The sequence below is a fragment of the Castellaniella sp. genome, from assembly GCF_034674885.1.
Taxonomy (GTDB): domain Bacteria; phylum Pseudomonadota; class Gammaproteobacteria; order Burkholderiales; family Burkholderiaceae_B; genus Castellaniella.
The window spans coordinates 187,091-203,444 of sequence record NZ_JAUCDS010000001.1; the positions used below are offsets into that span (position 1 = coordinate 187,091).

The 16,354-nt window shown below is 63.9% G+C and carries 13 protein-coding genes; 2 read left to right on the forward strand and 11 right to left on the reverse strand.

Going from position 1 to position 16,354, the window contains the following annotated elements; genetic code table 11:
• Position 1: 1 nt before the first annotated feature.
• Positions 2-1,576, reverse strand: a complete 1,575-nt coding sequence (gene ahpF / locus VDP74_RS00930) for an alkyl hydroperoxide reductase subunit F (protein ID WP_322997724.1) — start codon at positions 1,574-1,576, stop codon at positions 2-4.
• Positions 1,577-1,775: 199 nt separating this feature from the next.
• Positions 1,776-2,339, reverse strand: a complete 564-nt coding sequence (gene ahpC, locus VDP74_RS00935; RefSeq protein WP_322997725.1) for an alkyl hydroperoxide reductase subunit C — start codon at positions 2,337-2,339, stop codon at positions 1,776-1,778.
• A 432-nt stretch (positions 2,340-2,771) separates the two neighbouring features.
• On the opposite strand from ahpC, the gene VDP74_RS00940 reads away from it, so the two are divergent.
• Both VDP74_RS00940 and VDP74_RS00945 read left to right on the forward strand, forming a co-directional pair.
• On the forward strand, positions 2,772-3,278 hold the full coding sequence (locus VDP74_RS00940) for a PRC-barrel domain-containing protein (RefSeq protein WP_322997726.1): 507 nt from the start codon (positions 2,772-2,774) through the stop codon (positions 3,276-3,278).
• Between the two features lie 84 nt (positions 3,279-3,362).
• Positions 3,363-3,509, forward strand: a complete 147-nt coding sequence (locus tag VDP74_RS00945; protein ID WP_322997727.1) for a lmo0937 family membrane protein — start codon at positions 3,363-3,365, stop codon at positions 3,507-3,509.
• A gap of 99 nt (positions 3,510-3,608) precedes the next feature.
• Here VDP74_RS00945 and VDP74_RS00950 read toward each other — a convergent pair whose 3' ends face one another.
• The 9 genes from VDP74_RS00950 to VDP74_RS00990 form a co-directional block, all read right to left on the reverse strand.
• Positions 3,609-3,932 carry a BON domain-containing protein gene (locus VDP74_RS00950; RefSeq protein ID WP_322997728.1) on the reverse strand — a complete coding sequence of 108 codons (324 nt, stop codon included), beginning with the start codon at positions 3,930-3,932 and terminating at the stop codon, positions 3,609-3,611.
• Between the two features lie 160 nt (positions 3,933-4,092).
• Positions 4,093-5,301 carry a polysaccharide lyase family 1 protein gene (locus tag VDP74_RS00955; RefSeq protein ID WP_322997729.1) on the reverse strand — a complete coding sequence of 403 codons (1,209 nt, stop codon included), beginning with the start codon at positions 5,299-5,301 and terminating at the stop codon, positions 4,093-4,095.
• Between the two features lie 12 nt (positions 5,302-5,313).
• Positions 5,314-7,233, reverse strand: coding sequence for a tetratricopeptide repeat protein (locus VDP74_RS00960; RefSeq protein ID WP_322997730.1), 1,920 nt, complete (start codon positions 7,231-7,233; stop codon positions 5,314-5,316).
• Positions 7,226-8,257, reverse strand: a complete 1,032-nt coding sequence (locus VDP74_RS00965) for a sugar ABC transporter (RefSeq protein WP_322997843.1) — start codon at positions 8,255-8,257, stop codon at positions 7,226-7,228. The genes VDP74_RS00960 and VDP74_RS00965 overlap by 8 nt, the downstream gene beginning before the upstream one ends.
• A gap of 121 nt (positions 8,258-8,378) precedes the next feature.
• On the reverse strand, positions 8,379-9,095 hold the full coding sequence (locus VDP74_RS00970) for an ATPase (RefSeq protein ID WP_322997731.1): 717 nt from the start codon (positions 9,093-9,095) through the stop codon (positions 8,379-8,381).
• Between the two features lie 22 nt (positions 9,096-9,117).
• Positions 9,118-10,458, reverse strand: coding sequence for an ABC transporter permease (locus VDP74_RS00975; RefSeq protein ID WP_322997844.1), 1,341 nt, complete (start codon positions 10,456-10,458; stop codon positions 9,118-9,120).
• 7 nt (positions 10,459-10,465) lie between these two features.
• The gene (locus tag VDP74_RS00980; protein ID WP_322997732.1) at positions 10,466-11,623 is read right to left on the reverse strand and encodes a polysaccharide biosynthesis/export family protein; all 1,158 of its coding nucleotides are present in this window, start codon (positions 11,621-11,623) and stop codon (positions 10,466-10,468) included.
• 45 nt (positions 11,624-11,668) lie between these two features.
• Positions 11,669-13,726 carry a glycosyltransferase gene (locus VDP74_RS00985; protein WP_322997733.1) on the reverse strand — a complete coding sequence of 686 codons (2,058 nt, stop codon included), beginning with the start codon at positions 13,724-13,726 and terminating at the stop codon, positions 11,669-11,671.
• Entirely contained in the window at positions 13,723-16,203 is a 2,481-nt protein-coding gene (locus VDP74_RS00990) for a hypothetical protein (RefSeq protein ID WP_322997734.1), read from the reverse strand. Before VDP74_RS00990 ends, VDP74_RS00985 begins: the two co-directional genes overlap by 4 nt.
• Positions 16,204-16,354 lie beyond the last annotated feature (151 nt).

A 16,354-nucleotide genomic window follows, 5' to 3' on the forward strand; every position in this document is an offset into this window, starting at 1 on the left:
ATCAGGCCGCCGCGACCGCGTCGACTTCTACCGAACTGCGGATCAGGTGGTCGAAGGCGGACAGGGCGGCCTTGGCCCCATCGCCGGCGGCGATGATGATCTGCTTGTAGGGCACCGTGGTCGCGTCGCCAGCGGCGAACACGCCCGGCACCGAGGTCTGCCCTCGCGCATCGACCACGATTTCGCCGTGCTGGGTCAGATCCACCGTGCCCTTCAGCCATTCGGTGTTGGGCACCAGACCGATCTGGATGAACACGCCTTCCAGCTCGACCTGATGGACGTCGCCGCTGCTGCGATCCTTGTAGCTCAGGCCTGTCACGCGCTTGCCGTCGCCGTGGATTTCCGTGGTCTGCGCCGACGTCAGGACGACGACGTTGGGCAGGCTGCGAAGCTTGCGCTGCAGGACCTCGTCCGCACGCAGAGCGTCGCCGTATTCCACCAGCGTGACATGGCCCACGATCCCGGCCAGGTCGATTGCCGCTTCGACGCCCGAATTGCCGCCGCCGATGACCGCCACGCGCTTGCCCTTGAACAGCGGACCGTCGCAGTGCGGGCAGTAGGCCACGCCGCGATTGCGGTATTCGTCCTCGCCCGGCACGTTGATCTGGCGCCAGCGCGCGCCTGTGGACAGAATGACGTTCTTGGCCTTCAGCACGGCGCCGCTGGCCAGTTCGACCTGGATGGACTTGCCCGGCACCAGCTTGGTGGCCCGTTGCAGGTTCATGATGTCGACCTCGTAGGCCTTGACGTGCTGTTCCAGCGCGACGCCAAATTTAGGGCCCTCGGTTTCCAGCACCGAGATGTAGTTTTCGATCGCCATGGTATCGAGCACCTGGCCGCCGAAGCGTTCGGCCACCACACCCGTGCGGATGCCCTTGCGGGCCGCATAGACGGCTGCCGCAGCGCCGGCAGGACCGCCGCCCACAACCAGCACGTCGAATTCCTCGCGGGCATTCAGGGCTTCGACCTTGGCGTCGTCGTTGCCGGCATCCAGCTTGGCCAGGAATTCCTCGACCCCGGCGCGGCCCTGATGGAACAATTCGCCATTCAGGAACACCGCAGGCACCGACAGGATTTCGCGTTTCTGCACTTCGTCCTGGAACAGCGCGCCATCGATGGCCACGTGACGGATGCGCGGGTTGACGACCGACATCGCGTTCAGCGCCTGGACCACGTCCGGGCAATTCTGGCACGACAGGGAAAAATAGGTTTCGAACTGGTAATCGCCCGGCAAGGCGCGGATCTGTTCGATCACGTAGTCGTCGAGTTTGGGCGGATGACCGCCAACCTGCAGCAAGGCCAGGACCAGCGAGGTGAATTCGTGACCCAGAGGAATCCCGGCGAAACGCACGCCGACATCACTGCCCGCCCGGGCGATTTCAAACGAAGGGCTGCGGCCATCCGAGGCCGCGACTTCGGAAAGGGACAGCTTGTCGGACAGACTGGCGATTTCTTCCAGAAAGACGCGCAATTCCTGCGCCTGGGTGCTTCCATCCAGGGAGGCGCGCAGCTCGACGGGCAACGTGACCCGCTCGAGATAGGTTCCCAATTGTCCTTTGAGGTTTGCATCCAGCATAGTTCACACCTTTTTGGAAAAAACTTCCCCCGGACAGGCCATTATGGCACTGCCCAATCAAACGCATGGGGAGAAAAAATGGGCGGCCCGCCCGCAGCCGGGCCGCGATCGCATCATTCGCATTCCGTGTGGTCCAGCCAGACAGAATGCCCGGCGTATCGGCGGCTCCTGCCGCCGCACGCCGCTCAGGCGATGGGGATCAGATCTTGCCGACCAGGTCCAGGGAGGGCGTCAGGGTCTTGGCGCCTTCTTCCCACTTGGCCGGGCAGACTTCACCCGGGTGGCTGGCGATGTATTGGGCAGCCTTGACCTTGCGCAGCAGTTCGGACGCGTCGCGGCCGATGCCGTTGTCATGGATTTCCAGAACCTTGATTTCGCCGGCCGGGTTGACCACGAAGGTGCCGCGCAGGGCGATGCCTTCTTCTTCGATCAGCACGTCGAAGTTGCGCGACAGCGCGTGGGTCGGATCGCCGATCATCGGGTAGTTGACCTTCTTGATGGCGTCGGACGTGTCGTGCCAGGCCTTGTGGGCGAAATGGGTGTCGGTGGACACGGAATAGACTTCCACGCCCAGCTTCTGGAATTCGGCGTAATGATCGGCCAGGTCTTCCAGCTCGGTCGGGCACACGAACGTGAAGTCGGCAGGGTAGAACACAAACACCGCCCATTTGCCGGCGACGGTCTGGTCGCTGACCTCGACGAACTTGCCATTGTGATACGCAGTGGCTTTGAAGGGCTTGATCGTGGTGTTGATCAGGGACATAAGGACTCCTTGTGGTTGGTTCGGGACGTTGCCTCAGTGGCTACAGGAGCTAGTGTAGGCAATCCCTATTGATAAGTAAAATTGATAGTTTTTATTGTCGTGATTGGAATTGACTATCAGCGAGCCGGTAGAACGTGCAACAAGACCTCCGGAATCGTACCTACATCTTAAAGATGGGTTCCCATTTCCCCTGCCTGAATATCATATCCGGGATTGCAAATGACCGATGGCGGGCATTTCACCGTCTTTTAGCCGGTTTTCAGCCCGGACCGCCCGGAAAACGGCAGCTGAATAATTGCTAACAGTTCAAGTCATCTCGTCGTTGACGGCCTAGAAAGGCGGGGGGTAGCGTGAAAGCACTGCCTTCTCACTTTACGGAGGATACGTCTTATGCAAGCAAAACACACTTTGGCCGCAATGGCCGTGATGTCAATGACGTTGGTCGGAACCGGCTTTGCCCAGACCGGCTCAGGCACTGCTTCCACTCCAGCGCCGGCAACCATGGGCGCATCCGGCGCTGCATCGACCAGCCAGCAGGAAGCATCCCAGGTGCTGGCCAGCAATCTCATCGGCATGCCGGTCAGGAACGGCACGGACGACAAGGCCGAGGACATCGGCAAGATCACCGACCTGGTGCTGAACCAGGACCAGAAGACCGTCAACGTGCTGATCGGCGTAGGCGGCTTCCTGGGGATCGGCGCCAAGAACGTGGGGGTGCCGCTGGACAAGGTGGCATTCAACACCCAGGCCAAGACCGCCGTCGTGCACATGAGCAAGGGAGAACTGGAAAAAGCTCCGGCCTATGTGACACTGGCCGACAAGCAGGCCAAGCAGGAACAGGCTGAGCAGCAGTCCCAACTGAAGCAGCAGCAGACGCAGCCGCCTTCTTCCCCGCTGGGCTCGCCAGCCCCCGCCGCCGGCGGAAACGCCTCGCAATGATTCCGCACGACACCCGGCCAGCCGATTTGCATTCACGCAAGCGGTTGTCCGGCGATATTCAGCCATAACAAGAAGGGGATATTCATGCTCTATACCATCGCCGTCGTTTTATTGATCCTGTGGCTGCTGGGGCTGGTCAGCTCGTACACCATCGGCGGTTTCATCCACATCCTGCTGGTCATCGCCGTGATCATGATTCTGGTGCGTCTGATCAGCGGACGGCGCCTGTAGCCGGCATCCGGCTCATCTTCCCGCGCCTTCCCGGCGCGCGATCGGCGGCTTGTTCCGGAACCTGCGTTGCACCGGAGCAAGCCGCCGAGTCCTGGACGATCAGGGGGCCACGACGATATTGTTGTGGACTTCCTTGACGCCATGGACCGTGCTGGCAACCTGGCCGGCACGGTCCTTTTCCTTCTGGGTCTTGGCAAAGCCCGACAACTGGACGATGCCGCCCTGAATGGTCTTCACATTGATGTTGGCCGCAGGGCCCGCCCCCAGGTCATCGGCGATGCTGGCCTTGACCCGGGTGGTCACCACCGACCCATCGACGTATTCGCCCACGGATTCCTGATGATTGGCGACAGAGCAACCCGCCAGGGTCGCCACGCTCAGGCCCAAGGCTGCAGCCAGGGCGATCTTGTGTGTCATTCCCATGTTCATTCTCCTTCTGATGGCGCGGACCCTGCCCCGCCTGATTTTCGATGAGAAGCCTGCCTACAGTACACCGGCAGTGCCGGATTCCGCACTTCGAGCTGTAACAAACGCCCGTGCCATGGCACCCGCCGGAGTTTCCCCGCTCAAGGCGCTTCGCGCTTCAATCCGGACAACTCACGACTGCGCGCGATTCAGGCAACGGGATATCCACGGACGTGTTGCCCGCAAATTTTCGTATCCTCTCGGCCAGGTCCTGGGTCGGTTTCTCATAACCGTAGCAGTACGGAGGCGTCGGAACCAATTCGGGCCGGTAATCCTGCAACACGGGCTTTGCATCGCCCAGATACAGGTTGTCTTTCAAGCGCAGAAAGGCCTTGTAGTCGCGGGTATAGCCGTACAGGGGCTTCAGTCTCTCGTAGGCCTTGCGATCGGATTCGCCGTTGCCCAGCGCACTGCGCTGGGGTGCGATGGGGATATAGCGGCAGTAATTCACATCGATGCCTTCCACCGTGGGAAAGAACGCAGGCTCCACGCACTTGCGCCGGGAGTCGTTGTTGAAGATGTTTCCTTCGACCAGAGCCTTGGCCTCCAGGCTGAAGCTCATGCCATAGAAATCCCAGTTCTCCACCAGGTTGTTGAACAAGTGGAACGTGCCGAACTGCGCTCTGGGATTGCGCTGCACGGTGTTGAAGAAATAGTTGTGGTGCAGCGTCACGCGCGCGATCGAATCGCGCGCGTAGTGGTGAAACAGGTTCTTCGACGTGATGTTGTTCAGCAGCATGACCTTGTTCGAGTTGTGGAACTTGGTCCACGAGATCGTCACATCCGTCGATCCGTTCTTCACGTTCAGCAGGCGGTCGGACATGCGCGACAGGTCCATGTGGTCGACCCAGACGTTGCGGCTGTCGTTGGCGACGTTCACGGCTTGCGTCAACCGGTTCAGGCGGCCGTCGATCGTCAGATGCGTCAGGATGACGTTCCGGCTTCCATACACGCCCAGGCCGTCGTCTATCAATACCACTCGCTTGCCGCGTCCGTCGATGGTCGTGTTGGACGGCACGCGCAACTGCGACTCCAGGACGATGGTCATGTCGGAGGCAAACCGTATCCACGTTCGCCCTGTGCGGGCCTGCTCCAGCGCGGCGCGCAGCGTCCCGGGCCCGGCATCCTGGTCGGACGTCACCTGGATGAACTTGCCGCCCAGCCCGCCCGTGGCCTTGGCGCCATAGCCTTCGCGCTGCTGCAGCAACGCGGACACGAATGGACAGTGTTCATCCGGGGCCGCGCACCGTTCGCCGGCCACCGCCAGGCCGCCATACAGCGCGGCCAGCACCAGCAACCAGGTCGTCGCATTCTTTCGCGCAAACATCGAAGCCACCATCTACGCTTGCGCGGACCGATCGGCAGACGTCACATGGCGCCAGATGCCGCCGCTCAGGCGCAGGTTCTCCGGCTCGCTGGCCAAGTGTTCCCGCAGATGTGCGAAATAGGCTGCCTGCCAGCGCTGCGAGTAGGTCTGGGCATCCTCGCCCGAATCGGGCGATGGCAGCATCTCCAATGTGTAGGACATGCGTCCGCTCTCCCAGCGGGGCACGTAGAACACCGACGGCACGTTCAGGCGATATGCCAGATGAGACGCAAAACCGGAGTACGTCACGTCCTGTCCTTCGAAGGTTGTGCGCGGCGCGGCGGGATTGATTGCCCCATCGATGGCCAGACACAGCACGTAGCCCTCGTTGATCGCACGCATGCAGGCCTTGGCAACCTGGGCCTCGGTCTGGTCGGCGGTAGAGATCAGCGCCTCGGAATAGCTGCTCTGAGCGATGCTGGGTGCCGTCGCCAACCAGCGGGACGGGATACCCACCAGCTCCATGGCCATCAAGCCGGCGTACATGGGGCCCACGTGCGCCGTGGCGACCACGACACCACGCCCGGCCGCCAGCAGTGGCGCAAAGAAACGCTCTCCGGTATCGAGTTCGCCCAGCAAATACATGGCCTCCTCGGCGCGCTCCTCGCGGCATTCGAGCCAGTCGAGCAGCAGGTGGTCGATCATATGGCCCCAGCGCGCCCGGCGCTCCCAGGACGCGCGATCGGTGGACGTATCGCCGCGCAGCGACCAGGCCCAATCCAGCCGCGCCTGCGGAATAGGCGCGGTATCCAGTTTTTCTTCCATGCGGGCCAGAGCTTCCTGAAACGTGCCCGGCAGCCGCGCGCTGCGCGTGGCGATGTATCGCGAGAACAGCGCCTCTGCCTCTTCCTGGCGGCCCGCCTGCGTGAGCGCGCCGATGGCGGCCCGCTGCCACAGCAGCTTGTCCGGAGACTTCCGGACCAGTCTCATCCACTGATCAGCCGCATCGTCATACTGCAAGGTGTGTCGCAGCGCGCGGGCATACAGGGCGCGCGTCTGTTCCAGTTCCGGCGCCAGTTCCAGGGCCTGCGCCAGCGGCGCCACCGATTCCTGGTAGCGGCCAGCACGCAGCAGGGTTTCGCCATACAGCGTCAGCAGCCGCACATCCGCCGGCGCCATCTGCAAGCCGGCCTCGAAATGTGCCACCGCATGCACCTTGCGATCTTCGTCTGCGCCGCGCCGCAGATGCGAGAGCCCCAGCGACGAGCGCAGCGCCGCGCAATCGTGGCCCGCGCGAAGCGCGGCGTCACCCAGCCGGATCGCCGCCACCGTGCGGCCATCCTCCATCAGGGCGCGCACCGCCATCGTCGCCATGCGTCCGTTTGGCAGAGTGTCCGGGTCCAGTGCTGCCGCGACGACTGCCGCCTGGGCCACATCGCCATTGCGCACGAAAGCCATCATCCAGGAGTACGCGTCACCGGGCTCGCTTTGAGCCAGGGCAAGGGTCGCGCGGGCAACGTCGGCCGCCTCGGCCACCCGGCCCGCCTGCACGCGCAACTGAATCCGCGCGGCATGCAGGGCCGCGTTGCCAGGCTCGATGCCGGCGGCAACATCCGCCTCGGCAATCGCCCTGTCCCACTGCTCCATGCGTCCGAAAAGGCTGGCGAGCAGGCGGCGGTCTTCGACACGCGAGGGATGGACGGTGATCAGCACGCCCAGCGCGGCGATCGCGGGCCCGAACCGCCCCTCGCGCACGAAGGGCGAAACCAGCAATCGCCGGACATCACGCCAGCCGTCCCTGGCCTGTCGCAACGCCGGTTCGAGCGCGGCCATGTCGCGCTCGGGGTCGGCCGCGTCGCGGATCTGCCCGATGATGTCGCGCAAGCGGGCGATGGCGCCCTGCGGATCAGCACCCGCCGCACGCGGGCGACTTTCCATAGCTGTGTCAACCATGACGGAGTCCTCTCAACAAAGCCAGCGCCACGCGGGCGATGAACATAAGCACAAAGCCCAGCGCCAGTGCCTGCAACAACAGGAGACCCGTGCGCGGGCTGCTGGGCCGGTCCGTGGGAACCGGTTGCGCAATGATCGACAGGTACCGCTGCAGGCGCAAAGCGTCCGTCATGGCCTGTTGGTACGATTGCTGCGCCAGGGTCAGGTTGGAATCCGCGAATGCCTGGGCATTGCGCAACGCCTCGTAGGGCTTGAGCTGCTTGACTTCCGCATTGCCGCCTCCGCTCAGGCGAAAGCGCACCGACTTGAGCCGCTTTTTCAGGGCAGCGACCTGCATTTCGGCCGGCTTGAGCATGAAGTGGTTCTTGTTGCCCAGGGCCTGGATCTTGTCCAACCTGATCTGCGCGGTGCTGAGTTCCCCTTCGATCTGGCTGGACAGATCCAGCAGCATCGACACCGTGGCAGCGGGGTCGACGTTTCCATGGGCCGTACGCCATGTCGTCAGCGCGTCCCGGGCTGCAAGCGCCTTCTGCTCTGCCAGCCCGACTGACTCCCGGCTCACCGTCAGTTTGTCGGTGACACCTTTCTCGTTCATGGTGCTGACGAATTCCTCGGCCAGGCCGATCAGCGCCTGGGACAGCGTGGCCGCGTCTTCCGGGGAAAACGCGCTGACCCGCAGCACATCGATCTGCTCCAAGGCATTGAACGAGACCTGCACCGACGCCTGGTAGGCGCGATACAGCGCGTCCTCGCTGGAATCCTCGGAAAGATGATTGAGCGGGTCCCATCCGGTGTTGGTCAGATAATGGCGCAGGCCAACCTTCTGGTCGAGCCGCTGCATCGCATCGCGCGACCTGATGAAGTCCGCAACCGCCCACCCGTCCACGAAGCCACCGAGCATGCCGCCTGAATTCCCCGTGGTGAGCAGACTGGCCGCCGCACCTGCGCCACCTTGCTGACCGGATGCCGACTGCACGAAGAACCGTGACTCCGCCTCGTAGCGCGGCGTGGCGACGAAACACACGTAGACCAGCGCAAGCGCCACCGGCGCGACGACGATCAGCGCGTTGATCCAGCGCCGGCGGCGACGCTCCCGCAGCGCCGACTGCCGCTCGCGGCGGCGGCGTTCGATTTCCGACCCGGACTCAGAACCCGAGCTGGCCCTCGTCGAAGCCGCCTCCGAAGTCGTCCCCGCGTGTTCCAGAGTCGCTGCGCGATCGTCGCGGGGGATATCGTTGGAGGCATTGGTCGAGGTCGTCGTCGATGCGGAGTGCGCTTCGTTCATAGATCAAGCCTTTGAAGCAATAGTCCGCCAACTGATTCTGGCGGTAACTGGAGAAAATGAGAGTCCGGCTCACCAGCCGTTCTTCGAACAGGGCTAGCCAGAGCCGGGTGAAACGGCAGGGCTCGAAGGGAATGCTCCCTTCGATCACGTAGACATCGAACGCCGGCGCCAGCGCCAGCGCGAATGAAAACTCCTGCCGTATGTAGAGCGGCCAATGCTCCATGGGCTTGGCCAGGCAGCCGGGATCGCTGATCAGGTCGGCAACCAGTTCGTACGCCGCATCCGCATCGATCTCGTACATCTCGCTGACGAAATCGATCATGCTCAGGCCGGTCGCCTTGCCGCGGATGAAGCCTTGCCGGCCGATCGCCCACGACACGTTGCCAGCGTGCTTGACGAAACCCTGGAGAGGCGGGCGCAGGCAGCACAGCACGTCCACCAGCTGCCGATGCATTTCGGGCACGGACGACAGCAAGGCATAACGTCCGACCGGGATATCCAGGCTGGCATTGACCAGCAGCGATTGCCTGCTGCCAAAGACATGGGGCGCATCGGTCACGCCATTGAGCTGGATCATCTTCCCTCGCACAGGATCTACCTCACATCGGCTGGACATTGGGGCGGGCCAGGCGCTCGGCCATCAGGGCGACCACCATCAGGAACACCAGCGAGGTCAGGAAATAGCCCAGGCTGGCATCGTGCGACTGGTACGCCGGGAAGTACGCCGAACGCAGCAGTTGCATGCCATGCGCGAACGGCGACCAGAGCACCCACGGGCGCAACTGCTCCGGCAACTGTTCCGATACGAAAAAGACGGCCGCGAAAATCTGCAGGAAACGTTCGATGATCGGCGCAAGCCGCAGAAAGAAGTGCCAGAAGGTCGCGATCGTCCCGAACAGCAGCCCCATGGCCGCGCCGCAACACCCCATCAGCACTACGAAAGCAAGAAAGCCGGCCCAACTGATCGGCAAGGTGATGTAGCCCAGCGCGTGGCCTGCACCGATCAACACCGCAAACACCACCAGATAGACCGACACATAGATCAGCGCCTGCACCAGGGCGCACATCAACGGCGTGACGCCCTGGAAGTTCAGCAGGCCTCGGGCTGACACATAGGCCGTGCTGCTGCGAAAGGCGATCTGCCGGAACATGATCCAGGTCGTCGCCCCCAACATCGCGAACGTCTGCACGTCCATGCCCAGGATGTAATGCGTCCCCATCAGGATATACAGCGACGAAATCAAGGTCAGCAGCACCACGGGGCCTACCAGCGCCCACACCAAAGCGATGCGGCTCTCGCCTTGCATCACACGCAGCTGGTAGATGAACATCGCCATCAGTGTGCGCCCGGCAGGGCGGGCCTGGCCGGCCCTGCCGGGCGAGTACCCTTCATGCAAGGTGTGCAGACGGTCCCGCAGGATCGCCAGGTCGCCCGCTTCGTCCTGCGCCACCTCGATTTCCAGCGCAATGTCGTTGCGTGACGCATGGCGCCGCGCTTCGCGCGCCTTGTCCTGCTTGCGTCGTTCCGCGCGCAGCGCATGCGCTGCGGCCAGGCGCTCGTCCTCGGCCACCAGCCTGGTCGGCATGTAGCCCGGTTCGAATACCGGCACGCCCGCGCGGATGTCCTGTTCCAGGAGGCGCACGATGATACGCAGGCGCCGCCGGGAAAAATCGGCCAGGTTTTCATCGACTGCGCTGCGCGCGATCTCCGCCTCCAGTTCCGCCTGCACTGCCTCATACACCGCCCGCCGGGCCGCCACGGAATCGTGCGGCGCACCCTGCAGGCGGGCGAGCAAGGGCTTGAACAGCACAGCCGGCGCGGCCTGGGCCTCGAACAGCGAGGCCGGATCCAGCCGCCAGTCGGCAACGCCGGACCCTACCGTGTAGCGGCCGTCTTTCCGGCGCGATCGCCAGCTCTTGATCCGATCCTCGTTACCCATCGACATGCTATGGGGATAGCGACGACGAGCTGGCGCCCGCATCACTGCCGATGGCTTTCGTGGCACTGAAGCCCGCGCTCATCGTGAAGCGGAAGGCCGACAAGACCTTCTGCACCTGCGTGAACGGCGCGTCCGAAATATAGATCGCCTCGCCTTCGTGCACCGTGAACTCGCGCGCCAGCGCCACCTGCTCCGGACGGGTCAGGTCGAACTGGTAGACCACGGGCAGCATGTCCGGCTTGCCGTCCACCCCGGCCTTTGCGGGCGTGAACAGGAACACGGAACGCGGATCTGCCAACTTGTCGTCCAGCCCCCTGGAATCCGCCAGCGCATCCAGCACGCTGTAATTGCGCTTGCTGATGGCCACGCGCCCTTGAGTGCCGGCCGCCCCCAACACGGTCAGGAACTCCTTGGATTCATAGGCAGTAATGACGTCGCCCGCCCGCAACAGGATGTCGTTTTTCTGGTTCCGGTAGATATCCGACAGCCGCACCGATGCCACCTGGTGGTTGCGGCGCAGGCTGATGATCAGCTGCTCGGGATTCTCCTGCACCGGCGCCGCCTGCGCCAACGCGCTGCTCAGGCGCTGGGATGTCTGCGTGATGGGATACATGCCGGGCTTGGTCAGGTTCCCCTGCACCGTCACCATCTGGCCGCGTTCGTCGGCCACGCGTGTCACGCTGATGTCTGCGCCAACGACAAGCGTACTCAGGCGCTCCATCACGGCGTCATGCAGCTGCCCGAGGGTCAGGCCCTCGGCCCTGAATTTGCCGAGGATGGGAAACGAGACATGGCCCGAGCGGTCGACTTCATGGTTGCCCAGATCGCTCACACCGGACGGGTCCGACGCAAACACGCCCAGGCCACCGCGTTCCCACACCTTGATGTTGATGCCGTCGCCGGGCACCAGGCGGTCGAATCCCGCTTGCGTCAGGTCACGGTAGCGCGCAGGGAAATCGGACACCTCGGGCTCACGGCTCTGCTGTGCGAGTTCGCGCGACACGGGCATCACGATGACATCCTTGTCATCGTGAGCCCCCGTCATTTCACTCAGCATGGGGCCGGACCGCGGCAGTTGGCAACCCGTGAGCATCAGTGCGGCAAGCAGCAGCATGATCAGGGTTGTGTGACGCCGCACGTCCGGGTTCAGGACTTTCACTTGCATAATGATCCTTCCACTCCAGCAGCTTAAAAAAAGCCCCATCGCCCATCACGCCCGCATCAGGCCCATGGCCGGCGCGAGATCGACACGATCGTCGTGCTCGGACATGCCGGGCATGCACAGGCTCAGGAATTTGGTGAGCATTGCCTCGAGCGAAAACAGCTTCTGCGCCCGGCGGCGGCTGTGCGCCCCCAAGTCCTCGTTGCTGCGTACCTTGTCCACCATCGATGTGACCTTCTCGCACGCCTCGTGCAGATCCGGATGAACGACGTCGCTGAGCAGGTGGCCCGTCTCGTTCTCCACGAAACACTCGCCCGCGCCGCCGGCTGGCGTCGAGACCACGGGAACCCCCTGCAACTGAGCCTCGATCAGCACGTTGGGCAAGCCTTCGTAGCGCGACAGCAGCACACTGGCGTCCATCTGCGAATACCAATAGCCGACGTGATTGGACAAGCCCACCAGCAACAGCCGGTCGTTCACATGCAGCTCCTGCGCCAGCGCCTCGATGTTCTCGCGCAAACGCCCGTCGCCCACGATGACGAAGCGCGCATGCGGTCGCTCCTTCAGGTACAGCGCGGCCAGCTTGATCCATAGCTGTGGCCGCTTGTCCGGTTCCAGCCGGAATACGCCGCCGATCGTTTCCGTGGCGTCGTCCGTGCTTGCGTGGAAGGCCTTCCACATTTCCTTGTCGGCGTCCGACGCGTCGGTCGGCAGCTCGGGCACGCCGTTGTACAGGATGTGAAAGCGCTCGATCGGAATGTCCAGCCACTCCGAGTACGCTTGCGCAGCCTTGCGGCTGTTGCTGACGAAGACCACCCCCGGCACCTGGGCCAGGGCCTGGTACAGCTCCGGATACTCTGCGCGGAAGCGATCCTTGCGGATGTTCGGCGGCAAGCCGCGGAACACCAGGTGGATGGTCGGCGTGCCCGCCAGCAACGCCGCCAGCGCGCCGAACAGGCAGGTGCCGTCCTGCCACAGGCTCACCACGTCGAACGGATTGGCCCGCAGCACCGGCGCAAGCCGCGTCACGCCATAGTGGACCGGCGGGGGCAATTGTTCCAGCAGACGGGCCAGGCTTCCTGCGGGAACGGTCTGGTGGGACACCGAGACGGCCGGCAAGCGGTTGATCTCCGTGACGGGAATATGCGCCTTGACCAGGACGGGAAGGAAAAAATCGTCCTGCTTCTTGGGCGAGCCCGTCGGCTCGGTGTGCTGCTTGACCAGCACCTCGACCTTCTTGGGCCGCAGCGGGATATCGGCGGAAGGCCGTCGGCGGCGGGACTTGGCCATGCGGGTCAGCTCGCCGGCCAGGCGCGTCAGTTGCCGTTCTGCGCCGCCGGGGCCCAGGCTGCCGGTGACCAGCGCTACCGAGACGGACTTGTCCAGCGCATGTTCGGCGATCTTCCGGTCGCGAAAGTGCAGGATCGCATGTTTCATCGACACGATCCGGACGTCTTTTCCCGCCAGTGCTTCTTCGGATTCGAAGCGCTGGTAGAACGCATAATCACTGGCCAGTCCCTCGGCGAGTTCGGCCGCCTTGCTGCCGGGCGCCAGGTGCTTGACCACCGGCGCGATCACCTCGAACGCATCGGCCAGCAGGCCACGTTTGCGCAGGCGCTTGGCAAACTCGGCCCGCATGTTGCGATCCGTGTGTTGCGAGATCAGGCGGCGGAACAGGGCGTCGGACTGCTCGTGCGCGCGGATGTCGCCCAGCAGCTTCGCCCGCGCGAACAGGCGCTCGGCATTACTCTTCGACTCGGGCAGATGGCGATCGACCAGCGACAGGGCCTCTTCAACGCGCCGTTCCTTCACGAGGCGCGTGGCGCAATGGCGGACAATATGCAGATCGTCCGGGCATTGCTGCAGCAAGGTCGCCCATTGCTCGGCCATGCCCTCGTTCAGGCCCGCCAACTCCTGCAAGCGAAGCAGCAGAAAGCGGACCTTCGAGTCCTCCATGTGATGCTCGGCCAGCGCCTGGGCCCGAGTCAGATTTTCCTGTGCGACTTGAACCCGGCCCGACCCTGCAACGATGTCCGCCAACTGCGCTTGAACCTGTTGAAGATCGGACGAGGCCTCCCCTTGCTCGGCAATCAGTGGCGAACTCATGCCGCCTTTCTCCGATTGAGCTTGTCGATCCACACCGTGCAGCGCTCGATGTAACGATCGAACTGTCCCGGGCTCTCGGCCCGTTCCCGCAGCTTTTTCCAGTACGGCAAGGCCTGCTCGAAGCGGCGCAGGCGCATGGCGCCCACGGCCGCCAGGCGCAGGCCGATGGGATCATCGGGCACGAGCCTCACGATGCGTTCGCCCAAGTCCAGGCGCTCGGTCGTGCTCGACGATTCCAGTGCGCGCGCTTCGGCATACAGATAGGCCAGGATGCGCCGCTTTTCGTGAGCCACTTCCGCCATCTCGGGCCACGACCGGGCGACGCGATCCAGCAGGTTCCAGGCGGCCTGATGATCCCCTTGGGACAATATCTGGCGGGCGCTGCGGATCGCACGCGGGCCCAGCCTGCCGAGCTGGCGCTCTGCTTCGTCCCGGACGCTCTGGTCGGCGGACGCGTGGGCGAGCACATCCTTGTACGCGTCGATGGCTTCGCCGAACCAGCCACCTTTGAATGCGACCCGCGCAAAGTACAGCTTGGCGCTGAGCGGCGCGGATTCGCCGGCCGCAGCCTGCTCCAGATGCCGCATCGCGGTCTTCTGGTCCCCCAGCGCATCGGCGGCGCGGCCCCGCATGGCATGCAGCTCGGGGAAATCCACATTGGTGTCGATGGCCAGGTTGGTCAGGTCGATCACTTCCTTGTGATTGCCCGCCACCAGCGCGGCGCGAACGCCCAGACGCATCGCGCGTTCAAATGCCCGCTGCGCCCGCGCACCGGCCAGCACGTCGGGATTGAGCAGGCGGTGCGCGCAGATCTGCTCGGCCGCGTCGCGCAGGCGCCCCTCCTCCAGCGCGCGATTGCCTTCCTCGGCCCAGGTCGAAGACTGCGCCCGCAGCCATGCGCCGATTTCCTCCTGCTTGCTCCTGACCAGGCCGCAGGACGCCGCCAGGGTTGCGGCGGCCATGATGCAACCTCGCCACGAGGCTTCCTTGACCAGCTCCAGGGCGTCCGCGTCATCCAGCGAGGGATGCTCCGAAGCCAGGCCGCGCAGCGCGTCGCGGTCGCCGGCCAGCAGGCGATCGCGCCACAGCACCGCGAAGCCGCGACCATAGCCGGGGAGCGCCGCGCGGACCTCATGAACCCAGCGGATGGCTGCCGCCATGTCCCCGGCAGCCTGCAGCAGCGCAAGCACTGTGTCGGCCGCTTCCACCGCCATCGCGTCCTGGGACGAGGAGATGCGGAACAACTGCTTCCACATGCCCAGGCTTTCGTCCACGTAGCCCAGATGGCCTGCAGACACCGCCGCGATCCGGACGATTTCCGGCGTCTCGATCTCGTCGCCCAACAGGCTGGCCGCCAAGGAGTACGCCACGTCATGGTGGCCCAGCTTGAACTTGTTTCGCATGAGGACCTGCTCGGCCTTGCTGCCCGATGCCAGGGCTCCGTCCATGCTGTCCAGCAGCGCCAGCGAGCCCTCGTAATCGCCCAATTCTTCCTGGATCCGTGCGAACAGCAGCACATGATCGGGCAACTGGGGGTAGCGGCGCAGCACTTCGCGCACGCGGCGCGAGGCATCCCGCAGATCACCGGAATCCCAGAGCCTTTCGATATGCTCTGCGCTCTCGTCGGCGGCAAGCTTGTGCACCACGGGCTGCGGGGCGGACGCTCCCATCCGCGGACGCATGAAGTTCCTGTACCAGTCCGTGTACAGGCGTTCGGCGAAGACGGGGGTGTAGTGCGTCAGGTCGAGCCCGCCGTCCTCCATCGCATCGGCCTGGCCGATCTTGTTCATCAGTGGCGTCGGGTCGTAGCAAGGCACGCCGAGACGCTGGGCAGCGGCAGTCACGGCAGCGATCAGCTGGGCCCGCTGTTCGATGGTCACGTTGTCCGGCGTCGTGGCGTTGACGTGCGTGACGAACACGACCTTGTCCCTGTCCAGCAATTCGACGAGCTGGCGCATTTCCTGCTCGATCTCCTCGTCCGTCTGATCGCGTCTGACGATGCGGGCGAGCAAGTCCCGGTCGTCCGCGTTGAGGCTGTTGAAGGCCGGATCCTGGTCCAGGACGGCGCGGCGCTCCACAAGTCGATCGGCGTTGGCCATGGACCAGAACTGCCGGGTACGCGCCCGATCAGCGAAGAACTCGCTGAAGTAGCGGACCAGGTAGTTGGATTGGATGGGAAAGCCGCCAATGGTCAGGAGCTTGCGAGAAGACAGCTCGACCATGTACAGGTCAGCCGGCTTGTGCGTGCCGCGGCGGGCCTGCTCGCCATTCGAAGGCCGGAAGATCAGACGCTGGACGTCTGCGGGAATGTCGGCCTGATTGAACATGAATCGCGCCTGCTGGAGCGCTTCGGCGGCCGTGTGCACAAAGCCGTAGTTGCGGCCGAGTTGAAGCTTGATCGGGTAGCGTCCCACGGCATCGCGCAGCGGCGTGTGGATGCGGCAGGTTCCTATCGGAGCGATGGTAAAAACAGCCATTCGGGGCTCTCCTGTAGTGATGGATATCGGGCCTGAACTTAGAGCGTCCAGTACAAGAGGTCGCACGCAGGCAAGTAAATCGACGGGACATCGAAATACGTCTGCCGTACACGGGCGGGCATATAGCTAAGTGATTTAGACTCGGGGCCCA

Excerpts from the sequence above, each read along its gene's own strand:
- ahpF (WP_322997724.1), bottom strand. The coding sequence starts at position 1,576 with ATGCTGGATGCAAACCTCAAAGGACAATTGGGAACCTATCTCGAGCGG.
- ahpC (WP_322997725.1), bottom strand. The coding sequence starts at position 2,339 with ATGTCCCTGATCAACACCACGATCAAGCCCTTCAAAGCCACTGCGTAT.
- VDP74_RS00940 (WP_322997726.1), top strand. The coding sequence starts at position 2,772 with ATGACGTTGGTCGGAACCGGCTTTGCCCAGACCGGCTCAGGCACTGCT.
- VDP74_RS00945 (WP_322997727.1), top strand. The coding sequence starts at position 3,363 with ATGCTCTATACCATCGCCGTCGTTTTATTGATCCTGTGGCTGCTGGGG.
- VDP74_RS00950 (WP_322997728.1), bottom strand. The coding sequence starts at position 3,932 with ATGGGAATGACACACAAGATCGCCCTGGCTGCAGCCTTGGGCCTGAGC.
- VDP74_RS00955 (WP_322997729.1), bottom strand. The coding sequence starts at position 5,301 with ATGTTTGCGCGAAAGAATGCGACGACCTGGTTGCTGGTGCTGGCCGCG.
- VDP74_RS00960 (WP_322997730.1), bottom strand. The coding sequence starts at position 7,233 with ATGGTTGACACAGCTATGGAAAGTCGCCCGCGTGCGGCGGGTGCTGAT.
- VDP74_RS00970 (WP_322997731.1), bottom strand. The coding sequence starts at position 9,095 with ATGATCCAGCTCAATGGCGTGACCGATGCGCCCCATGTCTTTGGCAGC.
- VDP74_RS00975 (WP_322997844.1), bottom strand. The coding sequence starts at position 10,458 with ATGGGTAACGAGGATCGGATCAAGAGCTGGCGATCGCGCCGGAAAGAC.
- VDP74_RS00980 (WP_322997732.1), bottom strand. The coding sequence starts at position 11,623 with ATGCAAGTGAAAGTCCTGAACCCGGACGTGCGGCGTCACACAACCCTG.
- VDP74_RS00985 (WP_322997733.1), bottom strand. The coding sequence starts at position 13,726 with ATGAGTTCGCCACTGATTGCCGAGCAAGGGGAGGCCTCGTCCGATCTT.
- VDP74_RS00990 (WP_322997734.1), bottom strand. The coding sequence starts at position 16,203 with ATGGCTGTTTTTACCATCGCTCCGATAGGAACCTGCCGCATCCACACG.